Below are 22,788 nucleotides of genomic sequence, written 5' to 3'. Positions count from 1 at the left end.
AGCCGTCCGAGGCCGGCCGATCGGTGCCACGTATCCACGGAAAGACCTGTCCCCATTGATGCAACATGGCGCCCGCGCTTTACGGTCCGGTAAACGGTCTCTGAAGTGCAGACGTTCGTTTTGATGAGAATGTGGGAAAGGTCGGAGAATGGCGCAGTCGGAGCTTGTCATGACCGTGGAAGGGCACGGCCCGCCGCGGGATATCGCGGTGCGCCTGCGCGACGGCGCCGGCCCGCCCGTGGTCTGGCTCGGCGGCTTCCGCTCCGACATGACGGCGACGAAGGCCAGCGCCCTGGACGAGTGGGCGGAGAAGACCGGGAGGCGCTTCGTCCGGTTCGACTATGGCGGGCACGGCGCCTCCGGCGGGCGGTTCGAGGAGTGCACGATTTCATCGTGGCTCGACGATGCCAGGGCGGTCATCGACGCCCATGCCGATGAGGCGCCGGTCCTCGTCGGCTCGTCCATGGGAGGCTGGATCGCCTGCCTCGCCGCCCGGGAGCGCGCCCGACGGGGGAAGCCGACGGCCGGTCTCGTCCTGATCGCCCCCGCCCTCGATTTCACCGAGGAGCTCCTCTGGGCGAACCTTCCCGAGGCCCGCCGTCGGACGATGGAAGCCGACGGCTTCCTCAGCGTGCCGAGCGAGTACGACCCGCGGCCGACCATCCTCACCATGAAGCTGGTGGAAGACGGACGGCGCAACCTCATGCTCGGCGGACCGATCGAGCCCGGGTGCCCGGTGCATATCCTGCAGGGTGGGCGCGATCCGGACGTGCCGTCCGCTCACGCCTTCCGGCTGCTGGAGCGCCTGCCCGCAGAGGGCACGGTGCTCACCTTCATCGCAGACGGCGACCACCGCCTGTCCCGGCCGGGCGATATCGCCCGGCTGGTCGCGGCGGTGGCGGAGATCGCCTGAGGTCAGTGCAGGCTGACCGGCTGCAGGTCCTGCGCCAGGGCGTTGGCCAGGACCGTCTCGCGGGAGTCGGCGAGCATGATCGGCGCGCCGCTGGCCGAGAGCAGGGCGAAGAGGTCGAGGCCGGGGGTCAGGGCCGGCGCCTGCGGGAAGAGGCGGCGCACCTCCTCGGACCGGATCGGGCGGACATAGGCAATGTGCCCTTCGCCCAGGACGGCGAGGTCGGCCGGCTGGAAGGCCGAGCCGTCGAGGTCGGCGGGGGTGAGGGGTGCAGTGTTCAGTTCGGACATGGATGCCCTCCTTCGAGGCAGAGCGTCGGTCCCGGCCCCGAATGGCGACCGGGGGTACGACCGGGATGTAAGGATCGCTCCCGGCGGGATCAATCTCCCGGCAGTTTAGCCGCGCCCGCGGTTAGTCCCGCGCGAGGATGTCGATCCGGCGGACCACCCGCTCCGGCTCCGGCCGGACGAGATCGATGGACAGGAGGCCGTTCGACAGATCGGCGCCAAGCACCTCCATCCCGTCGGCGAGGAGAAAGACCCGCTGGAACTGGCGGGCGGCGATGCCCCGGTGGAGGAACTGCCGCTCCCTGTCATCGACCTGCCGACCGCGGACGATGAGCTGGTTCTCTTCCAGCATCACGTCGAGCTGCTCCCGGGTAAAACCTGCCACCGCAAGGGTGATGCGCAGGCGCTCCGGCTCCCGGTCCGTCCGGGCGAGCCGTTCGATGTTGTAGGGGGGGTAGCCATCGTTGGCGGCTTTCGACACACGGTCGAGGGCCTGTTCGATCTCATCGAAGCCGAGCAGAAACGGGTGGCCGAACGGCGACGGTCGGGTCATCGCGGAGGTCTTCCTCAGTGCGAGGCCTCAGACCTGCGGGCGACCCCCGCCCGCCCGGCCTTCGAGCGCCTCTCCGCCACGGAGCCCGCGCAAGGCAGCGCTCCGCCCGGCGGATCCGCCGGGACCAGCGAGATATGGCCGAGCCGTTCCGGGCCATCAAGGGACAGGGGGCTCACCGATCTCCCGCCGGGGCATTCGTATCGACATGCCGCAAATTCCGATCCTGGTTGGCGAATTGAACCGCCGCCGACCGGAATTGCCAGATCATCCCGCTAACAGTTTGGAACGTCTCTGATTTTTGCTCCGGCACTTGATGCCGGGCGTGGTTCTCGGTACCTCGGCGTCCCGAAGACGGCGCCGTTCCGGCTGCCGTTGCCCCGCACATTGCCGCGGGACGCTCTCAACCGGGGGAGGTCCGAGTGCAGCCGTCGAGTCCGCCTGCCCGCCCGTCCTTGCGGCGCGTCTCCGAAGCCTGCCGGGACGAAGCCGAGATCCTCGCCCTGTCCGTGGCCCGCTTCGTGGCGGCCGGTTACATGACCGGCGATGTCGCCTGCTGGGACGCGGCCTTCAACGGCGCCGAGGAATTGCTCGGCTCCCACGAGGGCGGTCGTTTCGTCGCCGGCATGGTCGGCATCGTGCGGGCGCTGCGGGCCGAGCGCGAGGGCGACTGGTCGTTCATGCCGGCGAGCTGTTGCCGCCTCACCGGACACGAATGCGCCCTCGTCGCGTTGATCGGCCGCGGTCGCCGGGGTGCCTGGGACGAAGTGGCGCATCAGGCTGCCGCCCTGGCTGGGCGAGAGAAGGCGCCGCGCCTCGCGGCGGCGGTCTGCGCCGCAGCCGAAACGATCGATGCGGCGGCCCTCCGCCTTTCACCGGCTTGCGGAAAGCCCGGCGTTCTCCACTGACCCGCTGCGTGCGGATTCCACGAAAGGTAGTTTCGACAGTGCTTGACCGGAGCCAATCCCCTTTCCGCCCCCGCGCTGCTCTCGTCTGGGCCGCGTTTGCGCTCGTCGCGCCGGGCGTGGCGGTGTCCGCCGTGGCGCAGGAGAGCGCGGGCGATAAGGCGGCCCCAATCAAGCTTCAGCTCAACAAGACCGAGACGGCCGGCGAGGCCTGCCGGATCACCATGGTGGTCGACAACAGCCGCGGTGCCGGCCTGAAGACCTATAAGGTCGATCTCTTCGCCTTCGATACGGACGGCGTCGCCCAGAAGCGCGTCGCGGTGGAACTCGCGCCGCTCCCCCCGCATAAGACCACGGTCAAGATCTTCGACTTTCCGGGCATTGCCTGCGGGAAGGTCGGGCGCATCCTGCTCAACGACGTGCTGGCCTGCGACGGCGGCGACGGCGCCCGCGAGGCGTGCCTCGAACGCACCGAGACCGAGAGCAAGGCGGGAATTCCGTTCGACCGCTGACGCGGCCGGGCACAGTGTGAACCCTGCGCCCGGGCGGCTTCCGTCCGGGCGCGCCCGGCTTTGATCGCGGCGCGACCGTGGAGCCGGACACGACGACACGACACCGCAAGACACGACGCCAGGAGCCCGACATGGATCCGACCCAGGCCGCCCCGATCGACACCCACGATTTCTCGTTCCTCGGCCTGTTCCTTCAGGCCGATCCGATCGTGAAGGGCGTGATGATCCTGCTGGTCATCGCCTCGATCGCCTGCTGGACGGTGGTCTTCGAGAAGATCGTCCGCCTCGCCGCCGCCCGCCGGCAGGCCCGGGCCTTCGAGACCATGGTCCGCTCCGGCGGTACCGTCGATCCGCAATTGAAGGGCATCGCCGGGCACGTCGCCAACGCCGCGATCGAGGCGTGGCGCGACCAGGATCAGACCGAAACCCGCGCCGAACGCCGGGAGCGGATCGAGCGGGCCATGCGCGGCGCCCTGGCGCTCGAGGTCAAGCGCCTGCGCACGGGACTTTCGCTGCTGGCGACGTCGGGCTCGACGGCGCCGTTCGTCGGCCTGTTCGGTACTGTCTGGGGCATCATGAACTCGTTCTCGTCCATCGCCCGCAGCCAGGATACCTCGCTCGCGGTCGTGGCGCCGGGCATCGCCGAAGCCCTGTTCGCCACCGCCATCGGCCTCGTCGTCGCGATCCCTGCGGTCATGGCCTACAACAAGCTGACAGGCGATGTCGGCAGTCTCCAGAGCCGCTTCACCTCCAGCATCTCCATCCTCGGCAACCGCCTCGCCCGGGACCGGGGCGGCCAGCGCCGCGCCGCCGCCGAATAGGCCGGGACGCGTCGAACAGGTCGGGAGGAGGGAGGACAGCCGATGGCAATGGGATCGATCCGGTCGGGCGACGCCGGGGGCGACGAGGACGGCCTCGACGAGGCACCGATGGCGGACATCAATGTCACGCCGATGGTGGACGTGATGCTGGTGCTGCTGATCATCTTCATGGTCGCGGCCCCGCTGATGACGACGGGCGTGCCGGTGCAGTTGCCGAAGACCTCCGCGCCCAAGGTCGCCCAGGCGAAGAAGCCCCTGGAGATCACCGTCGACAAGGACGGCAATCCCTCCATCGCCAAGGAGGTGTTCACGATGGACAGCATCGTGCCGCGTCTGCGCGAGATGGCCGCCGAGAACAAGGATCAGGTGATGCTGGTCCGTGGCGACCGCGACGTGCCCTACGGCAAGGTGATGGAGGTCATGGGCCTCGTCGGGCAGGCGGGCTTCTCGAAGGTCTCGCTGATCGCCCAGTCTCCCGGCGGTCCGTCGGCCACTCCGTCTCCCCCGACGCAGGCCCCCGCCAACGCCGCGCCCTGAGCCGATGACCGCACTGACTTCGACGCCTCTGCCGAACCGCCGCCCGACCGGGCTGGTGGCGGCCTTCCTCGTCGCCCTCGGGCTCCATGCCCTCGTGCTGCTGGGGGTGATGTTCCTGCACCTCACGCCCCCGGCACCCCCCGGCGAGCAGCAGGTGACGATCGACCTCGCCCCCGTGATGACCGAGGCGCCGACCCAGGCCCCGGCCGAGCAGCAGGCCGTCGAGGCGGCGCCCCCCGAGGTGAAGCCCGTCGAGCAGCCGGTCGAAGAGGCGACGCAGCCGCCTCCCCCCACGGAGATGGCCCAGGTGCCCCCGGAGGAGGCGCCCCCCGTGGCCGCGACGGAAGCCCAGCCCGTGGAGCCGCAGAACCAGGTGGTGACCTCGACCGCCGAGCAGGCCGAACCCCTGGCCGCGCCTCCGGAGGAGATCGCCAAGCCCGCCGAACCCGAGGCGCCGAAGCCCGATCTCGCCAAGCTCAAGGCCGAAAAGGACGCACGCCTGCGCAAGCTCCGCGAGGAGAAGCGCAAGGAGGAAGAGCGCCAGGAGCGCCTCGAGGAGATCCGCGAGGCCAAGGAAGCCAAGATCAAGGAAGCGAAGGCCAAGGCCGCCCGCGAGGCGAAGACCAAGGCGGCCCTCGCCCGGCAGGGGGAGACCCGTGATTCCGCGGCGTCGTCCCGTCAGAGTTCCGCGGGCCGGGCCGCCGCCGGCAACGACCCCAGCGCCATGCGCCAGTGGACAGGTGCGATCAGTGCCGCGATTCATGGTCGCATGAATCCCGGTGCGGCCTCCGGCACTGCCGGCGGCACCGCCGTCGTGCGGTTCACCGTGATGCGCTCGGGTTCGGTGACGAGCGCCGGGCTCGCCCGCTCCAGCGGGGTGGGACAGATCGACAGTGCCGCCCTCGCGGCCGTGCGCGGCAGCCTCCCCGCAGCCCCCGCCGGGGTCACGCAGCAAAGCCTATCGGTGACGATCCCGCTGAATTACCGGGTGCGTTGAGCAGTCATCGCTGCTTCCGGATTCGCCAGACCCCTTGTGGGCATGCTAAAGCCCATAACATTCCGGCTCGAACAGGCCGCCACCCGGCGGGTTGGAGCGGGCCGGGTCATCCGGCCCACTTCCTCCCCCCCTCGAACCGGCCGGACCTGCCCTGGTCGCCGCGTCCTTGCCGATGCGGCTGACACCGCCCGGGGCGGGACGAAAGGGAAGCAATGAGCGACGACATCGAAACCGACCTCGACGAGGCGGAGGAGATCCGCGCCGCGGAGACCGAAGCCCGCGTCCGGGCTGAGAATAAGGCCGAGCGCGCGGAGCGGGCCGAACGGATGGCCCGGGAAGGTGCTCAGGCGATGGCCGAGCATCGTGCCGCGCAGGTCGCCGTCGATGAGCGCACGAAGCGCCTCCGTTCGCTGCGTCTGGCCAAGGAGGCCTCCGACGCCCAGGCCGCCGCGACCGCGAAGCAGGAAGCCACCGAGGCCAAGGCGGCCAAGGATCGTGCCCGCAAGACGGTCGCCCGCAAGGCGGCCAAGAAGGATTGAGCCACACCATGGTGGAGACCCGCGACCGACGCCGCCCCACCGACGCCCGTGCCGCCGCGGAAGCGGCGTTCCGCAAGGCGACGACCAAGCCGGTGGCGACGGCCCCCGCCCCAGTCGCCCCTGCGTCCGCGCCGGGCGTGCGCGAGTCCGTGACCCTGCGCCTCGACGCCGCCGTGCTCGAACACTTCCAGAAGGATGGGCCCGGCTGGCAGGACCGGATCAACGCTGCGCTGAAGGCCCTCATCGTCCGCGAGGGCTGACCGGCGCTGCCCGCTTCCCCTGACGCCGTCGCACTCCCGCTTCAGCCCTTCCGCGGTCATCGCTTCGTGTCGCCTGTCACGGCTGTGACGACTGAGGGGGCCGCGGTGCGCCGTCGGCCGTCCGATGGATGGCCTACATCGACCCGGCGACGCGCAACGTCGCCGAGCTCGATGTGTTGGCGGCGGGACCCTCGATGGCCACTCCCCGTTCGAGGGTGGCGACCGTGAGGGGAGCGCCCCGCCCGCGCAGGGCATGGGACCCCAGGGAGCGGGCGCGGATGCCCGCCGGAAGGCGGCCGAGGCGGTCGAGGAGATCCTGGGAGATCAGGATGCCGACGCCCAGGGGGCGGCAAAGGGCCTCGATGCGCGAGGTGACGTTCACGGCATCGCCGAAATACGCGATCTTGTGCCGATCCACCCCGACTTCTGCTGTCACCACAGATCCCCCGTGGAGGGCCGCGCGCAGGCGGGGCACCGTGCCGAACCGCGCCACCCAGGCCTCGGCATCGGCCTCGATCCGGTCGAGGACGGAGAACAGGCAGGCGATGCATCTGCCGTCCGACAAACCCCGGTCCATGGGCCAGGTGATCATCGCCAGGTCGCCTATATAGTCGTCCACCGATCCGTTGTGGCGCCGGACGGGCTCGGCGAGGGCGGCGAAGACCGCGCCCAGGTATTCTTGCGCCCGCAGGTCCCCGTGGGCCTCCGCGAAGGCGGTGGAACCGACCACGTCGAGGAAGAGGAAGATGCGCTCCTCCTCCACCGGCCGGTGATAGCGGCCGATCATGAAGTTCACGAAGACCTCCCCGCCGATCAGGTCGCGCATGCGGATCACGAAGACCAGCATCGCCGAGACGCCGAGGGAGTAGGCGAGTACCCGGGGTGTCAGCTTCGTGGCGGTGGAGAGATCGTCTTCCGTCAGGCCCAGCGCCCACACCACGAGGCCGCCCAGGGCGCACCCGGCTGCGATCATCAGCACGTAGGCGAACTCGGCGGCTGGCACGTAGGCCCAGGCGGGCCAGCGGCGGATCCGGGCCTGCAACCCGGCGAGGATCAGCCCCCTGTCGAAGGCGAGCACCGCCACGCCCATGCACAGGCCGTAGGTGAGGCCAGCCAGCGGCGACGCCCCCGCGGCGAAGATGAAATTATACAGGAGCCCCGCCGCCCCCGCAGCGAGGACGATCAGCACCCAGAACCAGCGATGAGGCGGCAGCATCAACGCACCTCGCGGATCGTGTCGAGCGCAGAGGACACGGCTTCGATCCTAGCCTAAAGTCTACGAAAGCGCGTAGCGTCGGGACCTTGCTCACCCGGCCATGATGGCGCGAGTAAGGCGCCAGGCCGAGCCGCCGGCTGAGCGTCAGGACCGGGGAGGCAGCGGAATGCACGCGAGGGGCTTCGGGGCGGCGCGCGTGGCCGTGCCCGTCATCGGCCAGGGTACGTGGCGCATCGACGGCGCGGACCGCGCGTCCGCCATCCGGGCCCTGCGGGCCGGGATCGATTCGGGCATGACCCATATCGACACCGCCGAGATGTACGGCGATGCGGAATCGATGGTCGGCGAGGCCATCGGCGACTGCCGGGAAGAAGTCTTCCTCGTCTCGAAGGTGGTGCCGAGCAACGCGACCCGCAGGGGCGTCGTCAGGGCGTGCGAGGCGTCGCTCCGCCGGCTCGGGACCGACCGGCTGGATTGCTACCTGCTGCACTGGCCGGGCAACCATCCCCTGGCCGAGACCGTCGCGGGGTTCGAGGATCTCCGGCGGGCGGGCAAGATCCTGTCCTGGGGCGTCAGCAACTTCGACGTAGAGGATCTCGAGCGCCTCCTCGCCATCGCGGGGCCGGACCGCATCGCCTGCAATCAGGTCTTCTACTGCCCCACCGAGCGGGCGATCGAGCATGCCGTGCTGCCCTGGTGTACGGCGCACGGGGTGGCCCTCGTCGGCTATTCACCCTTCGGCAGCGGGGACTTCCCGGAGCCGGCCAGTTCCGGCGGGCGCGTACTCCAGAGCATCGCCAACGCGCACGGCACGTCGCCCTATGCGGTGGTCCTGGCCTTCCTCCTGCGCCTGCCGAATACCTTCACCATCCCCAAGACCGTCCGGCCGGAGCGGGCGGTAGAGAATGCGGCGGCGGCCGAGATCCATCTCAACGCCGCGGAGATCGCCCTCATCGAGGCACACTTCCCCCGCGGTCCGCGCCCGCCAATCCTGCCGATGCTGTAGGGCCGGCGGGGCCCTCCCGCCTGGGCGGCGGAGGGCGAGCCGGGCCTATTCGCCGATCCCGAACAGCTTCTCGATGAAGTTCGGCTCGGCGCGCTGCTGCCTCGTCCGACGGACGGGGGCCTCGGGCTGCGGCGCGGGGGCGACGTCGTCGCCGAAGATCTGGTTCAGGATCCCGGCCGGGCCGGCATTGGCCACCGAGGCGGTGGTCTCCGGCGCCTTCCGCCAACGGTTGAGGTTCGGAAGCGGGACCGGCGTCTGGCCCTTCAGCGCCTGGACCATGTAGGTCTTCCAGATGTCCGCGGGCAGGTTGCCACCGGTGACCTTCTTGGTGAGTTCGCCGTCGTCGTTGCCGAGCCAGACCCCGGTCACGAGGCTTCCCGAGAAGCCGATGAACCACGCGTCGCGGTAATCCTGGGTGGTGCCGCTCTTGCCCGCGAGGTCCCAACCGGGGATGTCGGCCTTCTTGCCGGTGCCGGACACGAAGACCTCGTGCATCATCGCGTTCATCATGCCGTCCGCATCGGGGCTGATGACCCGGCCGAGGCCGCTGTCGGCGCGCTTGTAGAGGACCTTGCCGTCCGATCCCTTCACCGAGGCGACGACGTAGGGGATGACCCCCGTGCCGCCGTTGGCGAAGGCCCCGTAGGCGCCGACCATCTCCAGCAATGTCACCTCGGATGTGCCGAGCGCGATGGAGCCGTTGGCCTGGAGGGGCGAGGTGATGCCGAGTCGCTGGGCGGTCTGCACCACGGCCTTCGGGCCGACCTCCTGGCCGAGCCGCACGGCGACGGTGTTCAGGGAGTGGGCAAGGGCCGTGCGCAGGGTCACCGGCCCCTCGTAGCGGTGGGAGTAGTTCTCCGGCGCCCAGTTCCCGATCTTGACCGGCGCGTCGTCGCGGACCGTATCGGGGGTCGCGCCGTGCTCCACGGCGGTGAGGTAGACGAAGGGCTTGAACGACGAGCCCGGCTGCCGCTTGGCGGTGGTGGCTCGGTTGAACTGGCTCTGAGCGTAATCCCGCCCGCCGATCAGGGCGCGGATGGCGCCGTCCGGGCGCATGGAAACCAGGGCACCCTGAGCGACATTGTAGCGGGCACCCTGCTTGTTCAGTTCATCAACCAGGGCCCGCTCGGCCGTGGCCTGAAGAGAGGTGTCGACGGTGGTCTGCACCGTGATGTCCGTGTCGAACTTGCCCACGTAGTCGTCGAGCACATCCATCACGAGGTCGGCCACGTAGTTCGCCGAGCCGCCGCCGCGGACACTCGCGGGCCGGGCCGGCTGCGCCAGGGCGACCTTCACGTCCTGCGCCGAGGCGAAGCCGAGTTCCTGCATCGCCGCCAGAACCTGGGCGGCGCGGGCCTGGGCGGCCGGAAGGTTGCGGTTGGGCGCGAGGCGCGACGGCGCCTGGACGAGGCCGCCGAGCATCGCTGCCTGGGCGAGGCTCACATCCTTGGCGGGCTTGCCGAAATAGCGCTGCGCCGCCGCTTCCACGCCGTAGGCGCCTGCGCCGAAATAGACCCGGTTCAGGTAGAGTTCGAGGATCTCGTCCTTGGTGTATTTGTGCTCCAGCCAGAGGGCCAGGATCGCCTCCTGGATCTTGCGCGAGGCCGTCCGCTCCTGGGTCAGGAACAGGTTCTTGGCGAGCTGCTGCGTCAGGGTGGAACCGCCCTGGGCGACGCCCCGCCGGGTCAGGTTCTGGCCGATGGCGCGCAGGATGCCGACGGGATCGACGCCGAAGTGCTGATAGAAGCGCCGGTCCTCGATGGCGACGAAGGCCCGCGGCAGGTAGGGCGGCAGCTCCTTGATCGAGACAACGCGACCGCCCGTCTCGCCGCGGTTGGCGAGCAGCGACCCATCGCTCGCCAAAATCGCGATGTTCGGGGGCCGCTTCGGCACGGCGAGCTGGTCGATCGGCGGAAGCTGCGACGCGTGGTAGGCGATGAGCCCGGCAAGGCCGATCACCGCCCAGAGCCCGAGCACGACACCGCCATAGACGATGCGGCCGATCCACGACCGCCGCGGCTTGCGCTTGGCGGAGGCACCCCTCCCTTGGGAGTTCCCGCGGGACGCGGATCGCTTGCCGGTCTGCCTGCTCACGCGCCCGTCGCTCCTCGTATCCCCGCCGCCGGCCCGGTCCTCGCGGGACAGGCGCAGGTCGAGATCCCCGCGCCGGCCGGGCTGGCCCTCCGGCACGTCAAAATTCGGCTCGCTCCTGCCACGCTTCTGCGCCATCGATACCCGCTACGAAGCCCGTTCGTCCGCGTTCCTGCGGGGACCCGACCGGTCCCGCGCCCTCGCCCGACGCCGTATGTCCCGCCGGATGCCCCGCAACGGGAGCCCGCCGCCGCCTGGAGCGGTTCGTTTACGGACGCGTTCTGAGACGCAATAAATGCGGCGGTTTAAGGGGCCGTTAAGGGACGCGTGGCGACCCTTCGATCGAGACTATGGGCAGAAAACAAATCAGTATTTGGAGGGGTCGCCCCTGGTTTCCGAATGGGCGTGTCCCTATGGTGCCGCCCGATTCGGAAGGGGAACGGTGATCGTGCGGGCAGGTTTCGTCGTGATGGTGCTCGCCGGCTTCGGGCCGGTGCTCTTCGGAGGACTTTCGGCCCGGGCGCAAGTCAGGCTCGACACGGTGAACACCGTGCCCTGTGCGGAAGAGGGCGGCGTCTGCCGGATGCCTTACCCGACGAACGTCTATTTCGGCGTGCCCGGCAAGACCCACGGTCGCCCGTTCCCCCAGGGCGGAGCGATCCCCTGCAACGTCCAGAGCTTCGGCGACCCCGCCCCGAACCAGCGCAAGGCTTGCTGGTACGCCCCACGCATCGCCGGGAACGGTGGCGGCGGCTACCGCAACGACCCCTTTCCCCGGCGCGACGACCGGGACGATGACCGCGCCCGCGACGCGTATCGGTCGAGGGGCGAAGATCGGTACCGGGATGAGGACCGCGGCTATGATCGCCCCCGCCGCCAGTCCGACGATGACGGCTATCAGCGCCGCCGTTACCGCAACGCACCCGACGACGAGTGAGCCGGTCGGTTTCGGGGGGGCGGGTGTGAGAGGGTTCAAGGGATGTCCGACGACCGGCGCGGCACCTACCGCCGTAACGCCTTCACCTTCGGCGCGATCGAGATTCCCGGCGGAAAGGTCGATTGCCTCGTGTGGGACGTCAACGATACCGGCGCGCTGATTGAGGTGGACACCCAGGTCGAGTTGCCGGACGAGTTCCGGGTCAGCCTTGCCCCGGAGGCCGAGGCCCGGGCCGCGACCCTGGCATGGCAGAGGGGCAAGCGCGCGGGGATCGTCTTCAATCCTTGATCGTCCCGCCGTTCTCCGCTGGGAGGGCGGCGCACTACTCCTTCCGCCGTCCCGCCCGGCGGTCCCGGGTCAGGCGGGTGGGCACGTAGAAGTCGTCCGGCTTGGTGCGGACCCAATCCACGAAGCGGGCCAGTTCCGGATCTGCCCGCAAGGCGTCGATGTCGGCGAGCCGCCGGGCGATCTCGGCCTCGCTGTAGCGGGCGTGGATGGCGGAGTGGCAGACTTGGTGCAGCCGCACCGTCCCCCGATGGGTGCCACCCTTCAGCTTCGGCGTCAGATGGTGGAGGCTCGATTTCGCGCCCCGCGGGATCGGGCGCTGACAGAGCGGACAGATGACCGGCGCCTCCGCCTGGGGGCCGTGGGTGCTGGGGTCGTCGTCACGCCAGAGGCGGTCGCGTCTGCCCAAGTGTTCCCTCCGCCTTGTCCCTGTTTCCATCGCCCGTGTTCTACAGCGTCCGCAACGGCGCCGTTGTCGCGGACGAGCGGCCGCCTGTTCGTTCCTTGATGAACAGCCCGACCTCCCACCCTCGCCCTCATCCTGAGGTGCCAGCGCGAAGCGGCGGCCTCGAAGGAGGGTTCCAGGGATCGCCGCGAGAACTGGACACCTCCTTCGAGGCCGCCGACGCGGGCATCTCAGGATGAGGACGAGGGTGCGGAGAAACGAGGGGCCGCCCCCGGTACGACCCGGTCGACAAGGGCTCTAGACTGCTGTCATGCACCCTCCACCGCCGGCATTGACAATGTCCGGCAAACCACGGAGGCTCCGGGCATTCCGAGGGGAGCCCTGTACGGGGCTGAGATTGGGCGAGGCGCCCTGACCCTTGAACCTGATCCGGTTCGTACCGGCGGAGGGACGGGAACTCGCGGCCGGTTGGATGCCGCACCTCACCCAACGTCCGTGCGCAATTGGACCGCTCCAGCGCCAGGAGAGGCCAGATGAACGCACCCGTGCTGCCCAAGGATGTGAAGGGAAGCCCCGAGACCGTGACGACCGGTCCGGTCACCGGCTCGCATAAGGTCTACGCCGCCGTCGGCGGACGGGACGACATCCGTGTCCCCTACCGGGAGATCACTCTCACCGACCCGAACGAGGCCCCCGTGCGGGTCTACGATCCGTCCGGCCCCTACACCGAGACCGATGCGCGCATCGACCTCTCCGCCGGGCTTCCGCAAATCCGCGCGCCGTGGATCGCTGCCCGCGGCTACGCCACCGCCGAGCCCAGGGCCGTGAAGCCCGAGGACAACGGCTTCGCCTCCGCCGACAAGCTCGTGGCCCCCTGCCCCGCCGAGCGGACCCTGCGCAAGGCCGCCCCCGGCCAGATGGTGACGCAGTACGAGTTTGCCCGGGCCGGCATCATCACCGAGGAGATGATCTACGTCGCCCACCGGGAGAACCTCTGCCGGGAGCAGATGCTCGACCGGGCCGAGGCCGCCCTTGCCGACGGCGAGAACTTCGGCGCGGCGGTACCGCCTTTCATCACGCCGGAATTCGTGCGCGACGAGATCGCCCGCGGCCGGGCGATCATACCGGCCAACATCAACCACACCGAAGTCGAGCCGATGGCGATCGGCCGCAACTTCTTGGTCAAGATCAACGCCAACATCGGCAACTCCGCCGTCACCTCGTCGGCGGCGGAGGAGGTCGAGAAGCTGGTCTGGTCGATCCGCTGGGGTGCGGACACGGTCATGGACCTCTCCACCGGCCGCAACATCCACAACATCCGCTCGTGGATCATCCGCAACTCGCCGGTTCCGATCGGGACGGTGCCGATCTACCAAGCCCTCGAAAAGGTCGGCGGCGACCCGCTCAAGCTCGACTGGGAGGTGTTCAAGGACACGCTCATCGAGCAGGCCGAACAGGGGGTCGATTACTTCACCATCCATGCCGGCGTGCGCCTCGCCCACGTCCCGCTGACGGCGCGGCGGGTGACCGGCATCGTCTCGCGGGGTGGCTCGATCATGGCGCGCTGGTGCCTCGCCGGGCACCGGGAATCGTTCCTCTACGAGCGGTTCGACGAAATCTGCGACATCATGCGGGCCTACGACGTGTCCTTCTCCCTGGGCGATGGTCTGCGCCCCGGCTCCATCGCCGACGCCAACGACGCCGCCCAGTTCGCCGAGCTCGAGACCTTGGGCGAACTCACCAAGATCGCCTGGGACAAGGGCTGTCAGGTGATGATCGAAGGCCCCGGCCACGTGCCGATGCACAAGATCAAGGTCAACATGGAGAAGCAGCTTCGCGAATGCGGCGAGGCGCCGTTCTATACCCTCGGCCCGCTGACCACCGACATCGCCCCGGGCTACGACCACATCACCTCCGGCATCGGCGCGGCGATGATCGGCTGGTTCGGCACGGCGATGCTCTGCTACGTCACCCCCAAGGAGCATCTCGGCCTGCCCGACCGCGACGACGTGAAGACCGGCGTCATCACCTACAAGATCGCCGCCCACGCCGCCGACCTCGCCAAGGGGCATCCCGCCGCGCAGCTGCGCGACGACGCGCTCAGCCGCGCCCGGTTCGACTTCCGGTGGGAGGATCAGTTCAACCTCTCCTTGGATCCCGATACCGCCCGCACCTACCACGACGAGACGTTGCCGAAGGACGCCCACAAGGTCGCCCATTTCTGCTCGATGTGCGGGCCGAAGTTCTGCTCGATGAAGATCACGCAGGATCTGCGGGCGGAGGTTCTGGCGATGGAAGAGGCCGGGCAGGTGGTGGGGCAAGCCCCCGCGATGTCCGAGGCCGAGGCCGAGGCTGGAATGCGCGAGAAGTCGCGGGAATTCCTTGCCGAGGGCGGCAAGCTCTACGTCGACGCGGCGGAGTGAGCCGAAGACTATCTGGCGTGCCCGTCACGAGGCGGGCACGCCGCACCTGTCTTCCGCGCCTCTGCCGAGGGGTGCGGTGACTTCGATCCTGGTTCCCATCCGCGCTCCGTAGGCGCGAGCGAGGGTCTCGAGCATCATGTCCGCGGCGATCTCGACCCGCGGCGGCTCGCCGAGATCGACGGTCCGAGTAAAATTATGCTGTGGATCGGCCTGGGTAAAACCCAGGCTTTTCAAGGCCGCGCGACCCTCTTCCGTCAGCGGATGGTCGGCCTCCCCCACGGGACCATAGGCCCCCGACGATGCCTCGCAGAACATTCTGACGTCCCCATCGAAGAAGATGCACTGGACGTAGCGCTGGGGTGCCTTTTCAATACTCACGATCGCGAAGCGGTTGCGCGATGTGGTTTTCGGCCCGCGCTGGTGGATGCGTTCCAGTGCCGTCAGAACAGGGCAACGGTAGGTGCCGACGAAGTCCTGACGTGGTGCGGCGCAGCCGGCTACTGTCATTGCAATCGCCGCCATCGTCGCGATGAACGCTGGACGACGACTGTCGAGCGGGCATCGGCCTGCATCTTGGCGACTGCTGAGCTGTGCGGGAATCATCGGGCTTCGCTTTGAGGAACCTCAGTGCTCCGAACTATAACGGGTGGGCTTCGCTACCGGTATGATTAACGGAAGTTGAATGCCGCCTCAGAGATGCAATCGCGGCGAAGGGGGTCGCTTGATGAGCCAGGATTGACAGGAATTGTTAGGGAGATATTAGGTGAAAGCTAGAAACCAGCTGTCGAACACGGCGAGGGCATGTCCGAATTAAGCGGCGCTTAATGGCGTGGTGATGCAGTCGCTCGATCACAGGATCGTAGGAGCCTGTCATGGAGATACGAAGCATACCGAGCGTGGTGCAGGGGCCGCAGGGCATCGATGCCATTGGTGCCACCGCCGCGCCCGCGCCCCAGACGGCCGAAAATCAGCCCCCACCGTCGAAGGCGCTCGAACCGGCTGTGAAGGTCGATATCGGCAGTGATTCTCACGAAGCGCGCTTCGTGAGGGATCTCGATACAAGCACCATCGTGTTCCAGGTGGTGGATCAGACATCGGGGGATGTGCTCGCACAGCTCCCGAGCGAAACGGCGTTGCGCAACCGTGCCTATGCGAATGCCGGCGCGCAGACCGCGACCGGCGGTGCCGGCGCCGGTGCCGTCTCGCGGGTGGCCTGACCCCATCAGGCCATCCGTTCCGCGGCGGTTCCCGCCGGGATGGTTCGACCCGGATTTCGCCGCAACCCGGTGAGGATGCGGATCGGCACGAGGCCGAGTCGCGCAAGACGAATTTGTCCCGGCAACTGGCGGGGCCCGATGGGCTTGTAGGCCAACCGGGGGCTCGCCTTCTCAGCCTCGGCAATGGCGTGGCCCAAAGGTAGCGCCGCGATACGGGCAGCCTCGTCCGGCCCGATCCCGAGCCAATCCGCCCAGGCCGTCTCCCGGCCCAGCGTTCCCGCGTCATGCATCCGCCGGAACCTCGCCCGCCAGAGGTAGCGCCGCACGCACCGCGCAAACACCTCCATCCGCGCGTCGCAGAGGGCGTCCGGCTCCTCGCAGCGGGATCGGATCGTGTCGGCGACGCCCCCCGGCGCCCGGCCGGTGAGTCGGGCCGAGATGGTGACGCAGAGATCGGGCGCGTGGCGAACCCGTTTTCCGTGGGCGATCAGCCGGGCGATGAACGCGCCATCCTCGCCGAGGGGGATCTCCGGCATGCCGCCGACGGCGATGTAGGCATCGCGGGTCACGGCCAGGGTCGCGCCGATGGTCGTGCGGTGGCACGGCCAAGGGTCGTGCGGATCGGGATCGATTCGCGCTTCGGCCTCGGTGATCAGGGCGTCGTAGAGGTCTTCCAGACGGGCGCGCGCATGGAGCGAAGCGGGCAGCAGCTTCCCTTCCTCCTCATCGAGTTCCACCCGCCCGGCCACGGCATCGGCTCCCGCGGCGATGGCCGAGAGGGTTCGGGACACCCAAAGCGGCGGAACCCTGCTGTCGGCATCGGTGGAGAGGATCACCCCGCCCCCCTCCCCGAGCCAAGCCGCAGCGGCATCCATCGCCCGGCGGCGAGCCCATCCGGCATGGGCGCCGGAGAAATCCTCGGTCAGCACCCGGACGGGGACCGACAGGGAGGGCAGCAAGCCGGCGACGATGGCCTCGGTGCCATCGGTGCAGTTGTTGAGATACAGGACAACGCCGAGTGAACCTGGCGCAAGATCGACCTGCCCGTCGATCGCCCTCAGGCAAGCCGCGATCCGCTCGGCTTCGTTGCGCACCGGAACCGCGACGACGGCGGTGGGATTCGCGGCGGGGATCGGCATCGCTGACATCTCGTCCGCGCCGGAAGCACTGGCGCGTGTAGGCTTATCGGCCGGCCGAGATGAACGAAGACAAAAGGAGACGCGGCCGAACCCTCACCATCCCCGGCGAAGGATGAACGCGCTGTCTCTACGCCCGGTCAGAGCGTCTTCTCGACGAGACCTTCGATCCATTCCGGCTGAGTCTCACCCACCGACCGGCCGACCTCCGTCTCGCCCTTGAACGCGATCAGGGTGCTCTGCATCCGCGCGTTGAACTGCCTGAGGACATCCTTCCGGCTGTCGAAGTCGACGTCGAAGACCTGAAGGTCCTTGAAGCGCGGATCGGCTGAAAGCTTGGCGATGATCGGCTTCTGCGTCTTGCAGATCGGGCACCACGGCGCGCTGACCTCCACCAGGATCGGCTTGCCGCTCTTCTGCGCGGCCTCGAAGGCGGCAGGGCTGAACGGCTGCATCTCGCCCGCCGTCGCGGGCGCGGAGAGTGCAAGGGCGGCGCAGGCGAAGGGGACGAGCGCGAGGATTCGGCGGCGTGTGGTCATGGCGTTTCCCACGGGCTCTCGAGGACCCTGGTCATAGGGTACACGAGGACGGCGCTGGAGCGCCCGGCCATCACGCCGCACCCGGAGGCGGCTCCGTCTTCTCCTCCGCGGCGAGGGCCGCGAGGTCGGTTGCATCCACCGCCTCCATGAGGCGGCGGATCTTCAGGGCTCGGGTCGGCCGGCCCGCCCGCATGACGAGAACGATGGTTTCCATGTCGGGGCAGCCCGGATCGAGGCAGGCGATCTCGTTGACGGACAAAGCGTCGCCGGGACCGAGGGCCAGGGCGGTCGCGATCTCCCCCTTCAGGCGGGCGGCGATGGCGGCCCGCTCGGCCGACCGGGCACGCCATGCCTTGAGGCTCACGAAGGCCATCGGCGGCTACTCCCCGCTTCACAGGCGGCTGCAACACCGCCTGTGCTTGAAACAATGTTGCGTCGGCTTCGTCAACCGCGCCCATCGCTCCCGATGATGGCCTGCGGCCTGCGCGTGAAATGGATGATTTTCCCCCGCTCCCTGGGGCAGTCTGCGTGGTTGTCTTGCAACGAACGCGTCCCTCGCCCGTAATGCCCTGCGGCAACAGCCGGAGGTTCTTCATCGGGCGGATGGACCTGCGGGATCGGCATCATGGGTTCGGAGCGGGAGTATCGGTGTCTTGCGGCACTGGCAGGACGGGCCGGGGGACCGGCGTGGCTATCACCACGGTAATCTCAAGGAGGCGCTTGTCGAAGCGGCGCGGCGGTTCATCGCCGAGCGCGGCATCGGCGGGTTCACCCTGGTCGAGGCCGCGCGCCTCGTCGGCGTGACCCCGGCCGCGCTCTACAGACATTTCCGGGGGCGTGAAGCGCTGCTCGAGGAGTTGGCGGGGCGTGGCTTCAATGAGCTGGCGAGCCGTCTCGCCCGCGCCCTCACCTCCCGCGGCACACCGCTCGAACGGTTCACCCGCATGGGCGAAGCGTACCTGACCTTCGCCGAGGAGGAGCCCGCCTATTATGCCGCGATCTTCGAGACCCGCGGCATCCACGCCTCACCCGAGACGGAGGGCCGCCCGAGCCCCTTCGACCTCCTGGTTGAGGCGTTGCAGGCGACCTTCGCGGACGGGTTCGGCGGTGTGGCTCCCCGGTTCATCGCCCTGGAGGTTTGGGCGCTGGCCCACGGCCTCGCCACCCTGGCGGCCGCCGGGCATTTGCCCACGGGGCCCGGCATCCCCGATAAATTCGAACTGCTGCGGGCTGGTGTTCTCGCCCTCGTCCACGGGGCTGCACGCCGTGATTGAAGGTCTATTTGGGGGGCCTTGAAACCCGTTTGCGCGATCCGCATGTTAACGCCGTTCACATGATATGCGGAGCTTGCCCGTGAACACGTCCTCGACCTCGTCCTTTACCGGCGGCCGCGTGTGCCGCTCCGGTCCCTTCCCGCGCCGCTCTCTCGAAATCGGCGCCATTGTACTGGGTTTCATCTACTGGTGGCCCGTCGGCCTCGCGTTGCTCGCCTGGAAGCTCACGGGCTATCCGGCCTTCAACGAGATGCGCGACACCGCCCGCCGCAACTTCGGCGACTGGAAAGAGAACCGTCCCGTCTCGCGCTTTGCCCGCGCGTTCGAGGCGGCCAACCGCGGCACAGGCAACGCCGCTTTCGACGAGTACCGCCGTGCGGAGTTGGACCGGCTCGAGGCCCAGCGCCGGGCCCTCGAAGAGGAAAGCCGCGCCTTCGCCGCCTTCGTGGAAGAGCTGAAGCGGGCCAAGGACCGCGAGCAGTTCGACGCCTTCATGGCCCAGCGCCGGGCGGGCGGGACCGATGGTCCTCGGACGGTCTGATGCAGACGACAGGGGCCCGCTTCGGCGGGCCCTTTTTTTGTTCGTCAGCCCGCGGGACCCATCTCATGACGGGTCGTGCGGGATGAACGAGAGGACGACCACCATCGCCCGTTGCGCCGGCTCGCCAGCTTCGGCAATGCTCGCGCATCACGGCACGCTGGGGGAGACGATGTCGAGCGGACGCGTCACGGTGGTCGATCATCCGTTGGTCCAGCACAAGCTGACGCTCATGCGGGACAAGGAGCGCTCGACCCAGGGTTTCCGTCGCCTCCTGAACGAGATCGGGATGCTGCTCGCCTACGAGGTGACGCGGGACCTGCCCCTCGAACCGGTCGAGATCGAGACCCCCATCGGGGGCATGGTCGGCCGCCAGATCCAGGGCAAGAAACTGGTGCTTGCGCCTATTCTGCGGGCCGGTGTCGGCTTCCTCGACGGGATGCTGTCCCTGCTCCCTTCGGCGCGGGTCGCCCATGTCGGGCTCTACCGGGATCCGGAGACGCTCGAAGCGGTCGAGTATTATTTCAAAGCGCCCTCGGACCTCGCGGACCGGACGGTGCTCGTCCTCGACCCAATGCTGGCGACGGCGAACTCGGCCGTGGCCGCCCTCGACCGGTTGAAGGCCCGGGGCGCGGTGGATCTGCGCTTCGTCTGCCTTCTCGCCGCGCCTGAGGGCCTCGCCCGCCTCGCGGCGGCGCACCCGGATGTCCCGGTCTGGACCGCCGCCATCGATAGCCACCTGAACGATCACGGCTATATCGTCCCCGGCCTCGGCGATGCCGGCGACCGGATGTACGGCACGCGCTGAACCGGCGTTGCCGGAACCCATCCGCCGCGCAGATGTCACCCCCTGTGAATGGCCAACGAGCCACCGGAGAAGCCGATATGGGAACGCCCGCCCTGCCCGAGACGATGCGCCGGATCCGCTATGACGGGACGGGCGGCCCGGAAGTCATCGCCGTCGAGACTGCGCCGGTCCCGCAGCCAGGTCCAGGGCAGGTGCTCATCGAGGTCGTGGCCGCCGGGGTGAACCGTCCCGACGTCGCCCAGCGGGCGGGCAGCTATCCGCCGCCGCCCGGCGCGACGGAGATACCCGGCCTTGAGGTTGCGGGCCGTATCGCTGCCCTTGGCGAGGGTGTGCAGGGCCTTTCCCCCGGTGACGAGGTGTGCGCCCTGGTGATCAGCGGGGGCTATGCCGAGTACGCGGTCGCCGAGGCCGGGCATTGCCTTCCGCGGCCCGGCTCCGTGTCCCTGGTCGATGCCGGGGGCCTGCCGGAAACATTCTTCACCGTGTACTCCAACGTGATTCAGCGCGGGCGGCTCACCGAGGGCGAGACGTTCCTGGTGCATGGCGGGTCGAGCGGAATCGGCGCCACGGCGATCCAGATGGCCAAGCTGTTCGGCGCAAAGGTCTTCGCGACCGCGGGCTCGGCGGAGAAGTGCCGGTTCTGCGAGGAACTCGGGGCCAGCGCCGCCATCGACTACAAGCAGGCCGACTTCGCCGAGGAGATCCAGCGCCTCACCGACAAGCGCGGCGTCGATGTGATCCTCGATATGATCGGCGCGAGCTATCTTCAGCGCAACCTGAAGTCACTCGCCCCCGATGGCCGCCTCGTGATGATCGCCCTGATGGGCGGCTACAAGGTGGATGGGCTGAACATCACGCCGATCATGCGCAATCGTCTGACGTTCACCGGCTCGACCCTTCGCCCCCGGCCGAAGGCGGACAAGGCGGCCATCGCCGACGGCCTGCGCCGGGATGTCTGGCCGCATCTCGCCGAGGGCCGGATCCGCACCGTGACCCACGCCACCTTCCCCTTGGAACGGGCTCGCGAGGCCCACGAGCTGATGGAATCGAGCACTCACCTCGGCAAGATCCTGCTCACGACGGGCCACTGACCGAAGCTCTACGGCGGAACCCCCTGTCCGCCCCCGCGTTGCCGCCCGATAACGAAACCGTGTTGCGGGCCGCCTCGGAGGCGGATCCCGCGACGCCAGCGAGGGATACACATGGCCGAGCAACTCACCCCGAAGGAGAGCCGACAGGGCGAGCGCGGCAAGTCCGTCCTCTGGGTTCTCGTGGGGAGCCTCGTGCTACTCGCGGTGGCCACGATCGGCCTGCTGACCTGGAACGGCGCCAATTCGCCCAAGGACTACGCGTCGCAGAGCCAGGACGCGTCGCGCAAGGAGATCACCGGGTCGGTGAACGGTTCGTCCAACCCCTCAAGCTCCAACTCGACGTCTGTCCCCGGCGGCAACCCGTCGTACCCGCAGCCGTCGCAGCAGAACGCCAACGGCGGCACGGCGAAGTAACCGCCGGCCGTCTGCTTTCTCAAAGGCAGCGTCGGGCAGGGCTATCCGGGGAAGCGCGGCGTCATCGAACGCCCGTCCGCCCTGGATGGCCTGCCGTCGTTTACGTGTCGGAATTTCCGGCGGTCAGCGGGTCGGAACCGGGTTCACGCCCCGGTAGTCGTAGAAGCCCCGCTTGGTCTTTCGGCCGAGCCAACCAGCCTCGACATATTTCACGAGAAGCGGACACGGCCGATACTTCGAGTCGGCCAGCCCCTCGTACAGAACCTGCATCACCGACAGGCAGGTATCCAGGCCGATGAAATCCGCAAGCTGCAGCGGCCCCATCGGATGGTTGGCCCCGAGCTTCATCGCGGTGTCGATGGATTCGACTGAGCCTACGCCCTCATAAAGCGTATAGATCGCCTCGTTGATCATCGGCAGCAAAATGCGGTTGACGATGAAAGCGGGGAAATCCTCCGACATCGTTCCGGTCTTACCGAGCTTGTTGATGAAGACCTTGGCCGCTTCGTAGGTCGTATCGTCGGTGGCGATGCCGCGGATCAGCTCCACGAGCTGCATCACCGGCACAGGGTTCATGAAGTGAATCCCGATGAAGCGCTCGGGGCGATCCGTGGAGGCCGCCAAGCGCGTGATCGAGATGGACGAGGTGTTCGTCGCCACAAGCGCTTCGGGGCTCAGCACCGGGCAGAGATTGGTGAAGATGTCGCGCTTGGTCGCCTCGTTCTCCGTCGCTGCCTCGATGACGAGATCGCAGGGCGCGAGTTCGGCGAAGCTGCCGACCGGCTTGATTCGCTCCAGGGCGGAGCGACTGTCGTCCTCGGCGAGGGAGCCCTTCGAGACGAGGCGGGCATAGCCCTTCTCGATCGTGTCGATGCCGTTCGTGAGTCTTGCGGGATCACGGTCGTTCAGGATGACGTCCAGACCCGCGGCGGCGCAGACCTGCGCGATGCCACTGCCCATCTGGCCCGCGCCGATGATGCCGACCCGCTTGATCTCGATGCCCATCTGAAGACCTTACCCCCGAACCGTGCCTGTCCGCTGCCGGCCTGCGGCTGGCTTTGGCCAACCCTCAGCGACCGTGGGGCGGCA

The 22,788-nt window shown here is 68.6% G+C and carries 28 protein-coding genes and 1 riboswitch; of the genes, 18 read left to right on the top strand and 10 right to left on the bottom strand.

What is annotated here, in order from left to right:
- The first annotated feature begins 169 nt into the window (after positions 1 to 169).
- Complete coding sequence (locus MFF22_RS09040; RefSeq protein ID WP_306424669.1) at positions 170 to 913, top strand: alpha/beta hydrolase; 744 nt, start codon at positions 170 to 172, stop codon at positions 911 to 913.
- 2 nt (positions 914 to 915) lie between these two features.
- Here MFF22_RS09040 and MFF22_RS09035 read toward each other — a convergent pair whose 3' ends face one another.
- The gene (locus tag MFF22_RS09035) at positions 916 to 1,200 is read right to left on the bottom strand and encodes a BQ00720 family protein (RefSeq protein ID WP_238248638.1); all 285 of its coding nucleotides are present in this window, start codon (positions 1,198 to 1,200) and stop codon (positions 916 to 918) included.
- Positions 1,201 to 1,321: 121 nt separating this feature from the next.
- The gene (locus tag MFF22_RS09030; RefSeq protein ID WP_238248637.1) at positions 1,322 to 1,750 is read right to left on the bottom strand and encodes an Hsp20 family protein; all 429 of its coding nucleotides are present in this window, start codon (positions 1,748 to 1,750) and stop codon (positions 1,322 to 1,324) included.
- A 419-nt stretch (positions 1,751 to 2,169) separates the two neighbouring features.
- On the opposite strand from MFF22_RS09030, the gene MFF22_RS09025 reads away from it, so the two are divergent.
- The 7 genes from MFF22_RS09025 (at position 2,170) to MFF22_RS08995 (ending at position 6,318) form a co-directional block, all read left to right on the top strand.
- Complete coding sequence (locus MFF22_RS09025; RefSeq protein ID WP_238248636.1) at positions 2,170 to 2,655, top strand: hypothetical protein; 486 nt, start codon at positions 2,170 to 2,172, stop codon at positions 2,653 to 2,655.
- A gap of 116 nt (positions 2,656 to 2,771) precedes the next feature.
- Positions 2,772 to 3,164 (top strand): Tat pathway signal protein, encoded by a 393-nt coding sequence (locus MFF22_RS09020; protein WP_370877542.1) that lies wholly within the window; start codon positions 2,772 to 2,774, stop codon positions 3,162 to 3,164.
- 131 nt (positions 3,165 to 3,295) lie between these two features.
- Entirely contained in the window at positions 3,296 to 3,985 is a 690-nt protein-coding gene (locus tag MFF22_RS09015) for a MotA/TolQ/ExbB proton channel family protein (RefSeq protein WP_238248634.1), read from the top strand.
- Between the two features lie 42 nt (positions 3,986 to 4,027).
- Positions 4,028 to 4,522: an ExbD/TolR family protein gene (locus MFF22_RS09010; protein WP_238248633.1), complete on the top strand. Its 495-nt coding sequence runs from the start codon at positions 4,028 to 4,030 to the stop codon at positions 4,520 to 4,522.
- Positions 4,523 to 4,526: 4 nt separating this feature from the next.
- Positions 4,527 to 5,519: a cell envelope integrity protein TolA gene (gene tolA, locus MFF22_RS09005; RefSeq protein WP_238248632.1), complete on the top strand. Its 993-nt coding sequence runs from the start codon at positions 4,527 to 4,529 to the stop codon at positions 5,517 to 5,519.
- A 212-nt stretch (positions 5,520 to 5,731) separates the two neighbouring features.
- Positions 5,732 to 6,058, top strand: a complete 327-nt coding sequence (locus MFF22_RS09000; protein WP_238248631.1) for a hypothetical protein — start codon at positions 5,732 to 5,734, stop codon at positions 6,056 to 6,058.
- A gap of 8 nt (positions 6,059 to 6,066) precedes the next feature.
- Positions 6,067 to 6,318: a BrnA antitoxin family protein gene (locus tag MFF22_RS08995; RefSeq protein ID WP_238248630.1), complete on the top strand. Its 252-nt coding sequence runs from the start codon at positions 6,067 to 6,069 to the stop codon at positions 6,316 to 6,318.
- 133 nt (positions 6,319 to 6,451) lie between these two features.
- Here MFF22_RS08995 and MFF22_RS08990 read toward each other — a convergent pair whose 3' ends face one another.
- Positions 6,452 to 7,534 (bottom strand): adenylate/guanylate cyclase domain-containing protein, encoded by a 1,083-nt coding sequence (locus MFF22_RS08990; protein ID WP_238248629.1) that lies wholly within the window; start codon positions 7,532 to 7,534, stop codon positions 6,452 to 6,454.
- Between the two features lie 166 nt (positions 7,535 to 7,700).
- Between MFF22_RS08990 and MFF22_RS08985 the strand changes: the two genes are divergently transcribed.
- Entirely contained in the window at positions 7,701 to 8,540 is an 840-nt protein-coding gene (locus tag MFF22_RS08985; protein WP_238248628.1) for an aldo/keto reductase, read from the top strand.
- Positions 8,541 to 8,585: 45 nt separating this feature from the next.
- Here the strand turns inward: MFF22_RS08985 and MFF22_RS08980 are convergent, their stop codons facing one another.
- Entirely contained in the window at positions 8,586 to 10,769 is a 2,184-nt protein-coding gene (locus MFF22_RS08980; RefSeq protein WP_238248627.1) for a transglycosylase domain-containing protein, read from the bottom strand.
- 310 nt (positions 10,770 to 11,079) lie between these two features.
- Between MFF22_RS08980 and MFF22_RS08975 the strand changes: the two genes are divergently transcribed.
- Both MFF22_RS08975 and MFF22_RS08970 read left to right on the top strand, forming a co-directional pair.
- Positions 11,080 to 11,568, top strand: a complete 489-nt coding sequence (locus MFF22_RS08975) for a hypothetical protein (RefSeq protein ID WP_238248626.1) — start codon at positions 11,080 to 11,082, stop codon at positions 11,566 to 11,568.
- A gap of 42 nt (positions 11,569 to 11,610) precedes the next feature.
- Positions 11,611 to 11,856 (top strand): pilus assembly protein PilZ, encoded by a 246-nt coding sequence (locus MFF22_RS08970; RefSeq protein WP_238248625.1) that lies wholly within the window; start codon positions 11,611 to 11,613, stop codon positions 11,854 to 11,856.
- A 34-nt stretch (positions 11,857 to 11,890) separates the two neighbouring features.
- On the opposite strand, the gene MFF22_RS08965 is transcribed toward MFF22_RS08970, so the two are convergent.
- Positions 11,891 to 12,292: an HNH endonuclease family protein gene (locus tag MFF22_RS08965; RefSeq protein WP_238248624.1), complete on the bottom strand. Its 402-nt coding sequence runs from the start codon at positions 12,290 to 12,292 to the stop codon at positions 11,891 to 11,893.
- A gap of 329 nt (positions 12,293 to 12,621) precedes the next feature.
- Positions 12,622 to 12,727: riboswitch (TPP riboswitch) on the top strand.
- A gap of 65 nt (positions 12,728 to 12,792) precedes the next feature.
- Here MFF22_RS08965 and thiC point away from each other — a divergent pair.
- Entirely contained in the window at positions 12,793 to 14,682 is a 1,890-nt protein-coding gene (gene thiC, locus MFF22_RS08960; RefSeq protein ID WP_238248623.1) for a phosphomethylpyrimidine synthase ThiC, read from the top strand.
- A gap of 24 nt (positions 14,683 to 14,706) precedes the next feature.
- Here the strand turns inward: thiC and MFF22_RS08955 are convergent, their stop codons facing one another.
- The gene (locus MFF22_RS08955) at positions 14,707 to 15,285 is read right to left on the bottom strand and encodes a TY-Chap domain-containing protein (RefSeq protein ID WP_238248622.1); all 579 of its coding nucleotides are present in this window, start codon (positions 15,283 to 15,285) and stop codon (positions 14,707 to 14,709) included.
- 269 nt (positions 15,286 to 15,554) lie between these two features.
- Between MFF22_RS08955 and MFF22_RS08950 the strand changes: the two genes are divergently transcribed.
- Positions 15,555 to 15,899 carry a FlaG family protein gene (locus MFF22_RS08950; RefSeq protein WP_238248621.1) on the top strand — a complete coding sequence of 115 codons (345 nt, stop codon included), beginning with the start codon at positions 15,555 to 15,557 and terminating at the stop codon, positions 15,897 to 15,899.
- Between the two features lie 5 nt (positions 15,900 to 15,904).
- Here the strand turns inward: MFF22_RS08950 and MFF22_RS08945 are convergent, their stop codons facing one another.
- The 3 genes from MFF22_RS08945 to MFF22_RS08935 all read right to left on the bottom strand — a co-directional run bounded on the left by MFF22_RS08945 (position 15,905) and on the right by MFF22_RS08935 (position 17,947).
- Positions 15,905 to 17,047 (bottom strand): glycosyltransferase family 2 protein, encoded by a 1,143-nt coding sequence (locus MFF22_RS08945; protein ID WP_238248620.1) that lies wholly within the window; start codon positions 17,045 to 17,047, stop codon positions 15,905 to 15,907.
- A 128-nt stretch (positions 17,048 to 17,175) separates the two neighbouring features.
- Complete coding sequence (locus tag MFF22_RS08940; RefSeq protein WP_238248619.1) at positions 17,176 to 17,574, bottom strand: thioredoxin family protein; 399 nt, start codon at positions 17,572 to 17,574, stop codon at positions 17,176 to 17,178.
- A gap of 70 nt (positions 17,575 to 17,644) precedes the next feature.
- Entirely contained in the window at positions 17,645 to 17,947 is a 303-nt protein-coding gene (locus tag MFF22_RS08935; RefSeq protein WP_238248618.1) for a hypothetical protein, read from the bottom strand.
- A gap of 280 nt (positions 17,948 to 18,227) precedes the next feature.
- On the opposite strand from MFF22_RS08935, the gene MFF22_RS08930 reads away from it, so the two are divergent.
- The 5 genes from MFF22_RS08930 to MFF22_RS08910 all read left to right on the top strand — a co-directional run bounded on the left by MFF22_RS08930 (position 18,228) and on the right by MFF22_RS08910 (position 21,699).
- The gene (locus MFF22_RS08930) at positions 18,228 to 18,848 is read left to right on the top strand and encodes a TetR/AcrR family transcriptional regulator (protein ID WP_238248617.1); all 621 of its coding nucleotides are present in this window, start codon (positions 18,228 to 18,230) and stop codon (positions 18,846 to 18,848) included.
- A gap of 79 nt (positions 18,849 to 18,927) precedes the next feature.
- Positions 18,928 to 19,389, top strand: a complete 462-nt coding sequence (locus tag MFF22_RS08925; RefSeq protein ID WP_238248616.1) for a DUF2852 domain-containing protein — start codon at positions 18,928 to 18,930, stop codon at positions 19,387 to 19,389.
- A 169-nt stretch (positions 19,390 to 19,558) separates the two neighbouring features.
- Positions 19,559 to 20,194 (top strand): uracil phosphoribosyltransferase, encoded by a 636-nt coding sequence (gene upp, locus MFF22_RS08920; RefSeq protein WP_238248742.1) that lies wholly within the window; start codon positions 19,559 to 19,561, stop codon positions 20,192 to 20,194.
- Between the two features lie 77 nt (positions 20,195 to 20,271).
- Positions 20,272 to 21,285, top strand: coding sequence for an NAD(P)H-quinone oxidoreductase (locus MFF22_RS08915; protein ID WP_238248615.1), 1,014 nt, complete (start codon positions 20,272 to 20,274; stop codon positions 21,283 to 21,285).
- Between the two features lie 111 nt (positions 21,286 to 21,396).
- Entirely contained in the window at positions 21,397 to 21,699 is a 303-nt protein-coding gene (locus tag MFF22_RS08910) for a hypothetical protein (RefSeq protein ID WP_238248614.1), read from the top strand.
- Positions 21,700 to 21,822: 123 nt separating this feature from the next.
- Here the strand turns inward: MFF22_RS08910 and MFF22_RS08905 are convergent, their stop codons facing one another.
- Positions 21,823 to 22,704, bottom strand: coding sequence for a 3-hydroxybutyryl-CoA dehydrogenase (locus tag MFF22_RS08905; RefSeq protein WP_238248613.1), 882 nt, complete (start codon positions 22,702 to 22,704; stop codon positions 21,823 to 21,825).
- Between the last annotated feature and the right edge of the window lie 84 nt (positions 22,705 to 22,788).

Source organism: Methylobacterium persicinum, from assembly GCF_022179525.1.
Taxonomy (GTDB): Bacteria; Pseudomonadota; Alphaproteobacteria; order Rhizobiales; family Beijerinckiaceae; genus Methylobacterium; species Methylobacterium persicinum.
This window is presented reverse-complemented; position numbering and strand designations above follow the sequence as displayed.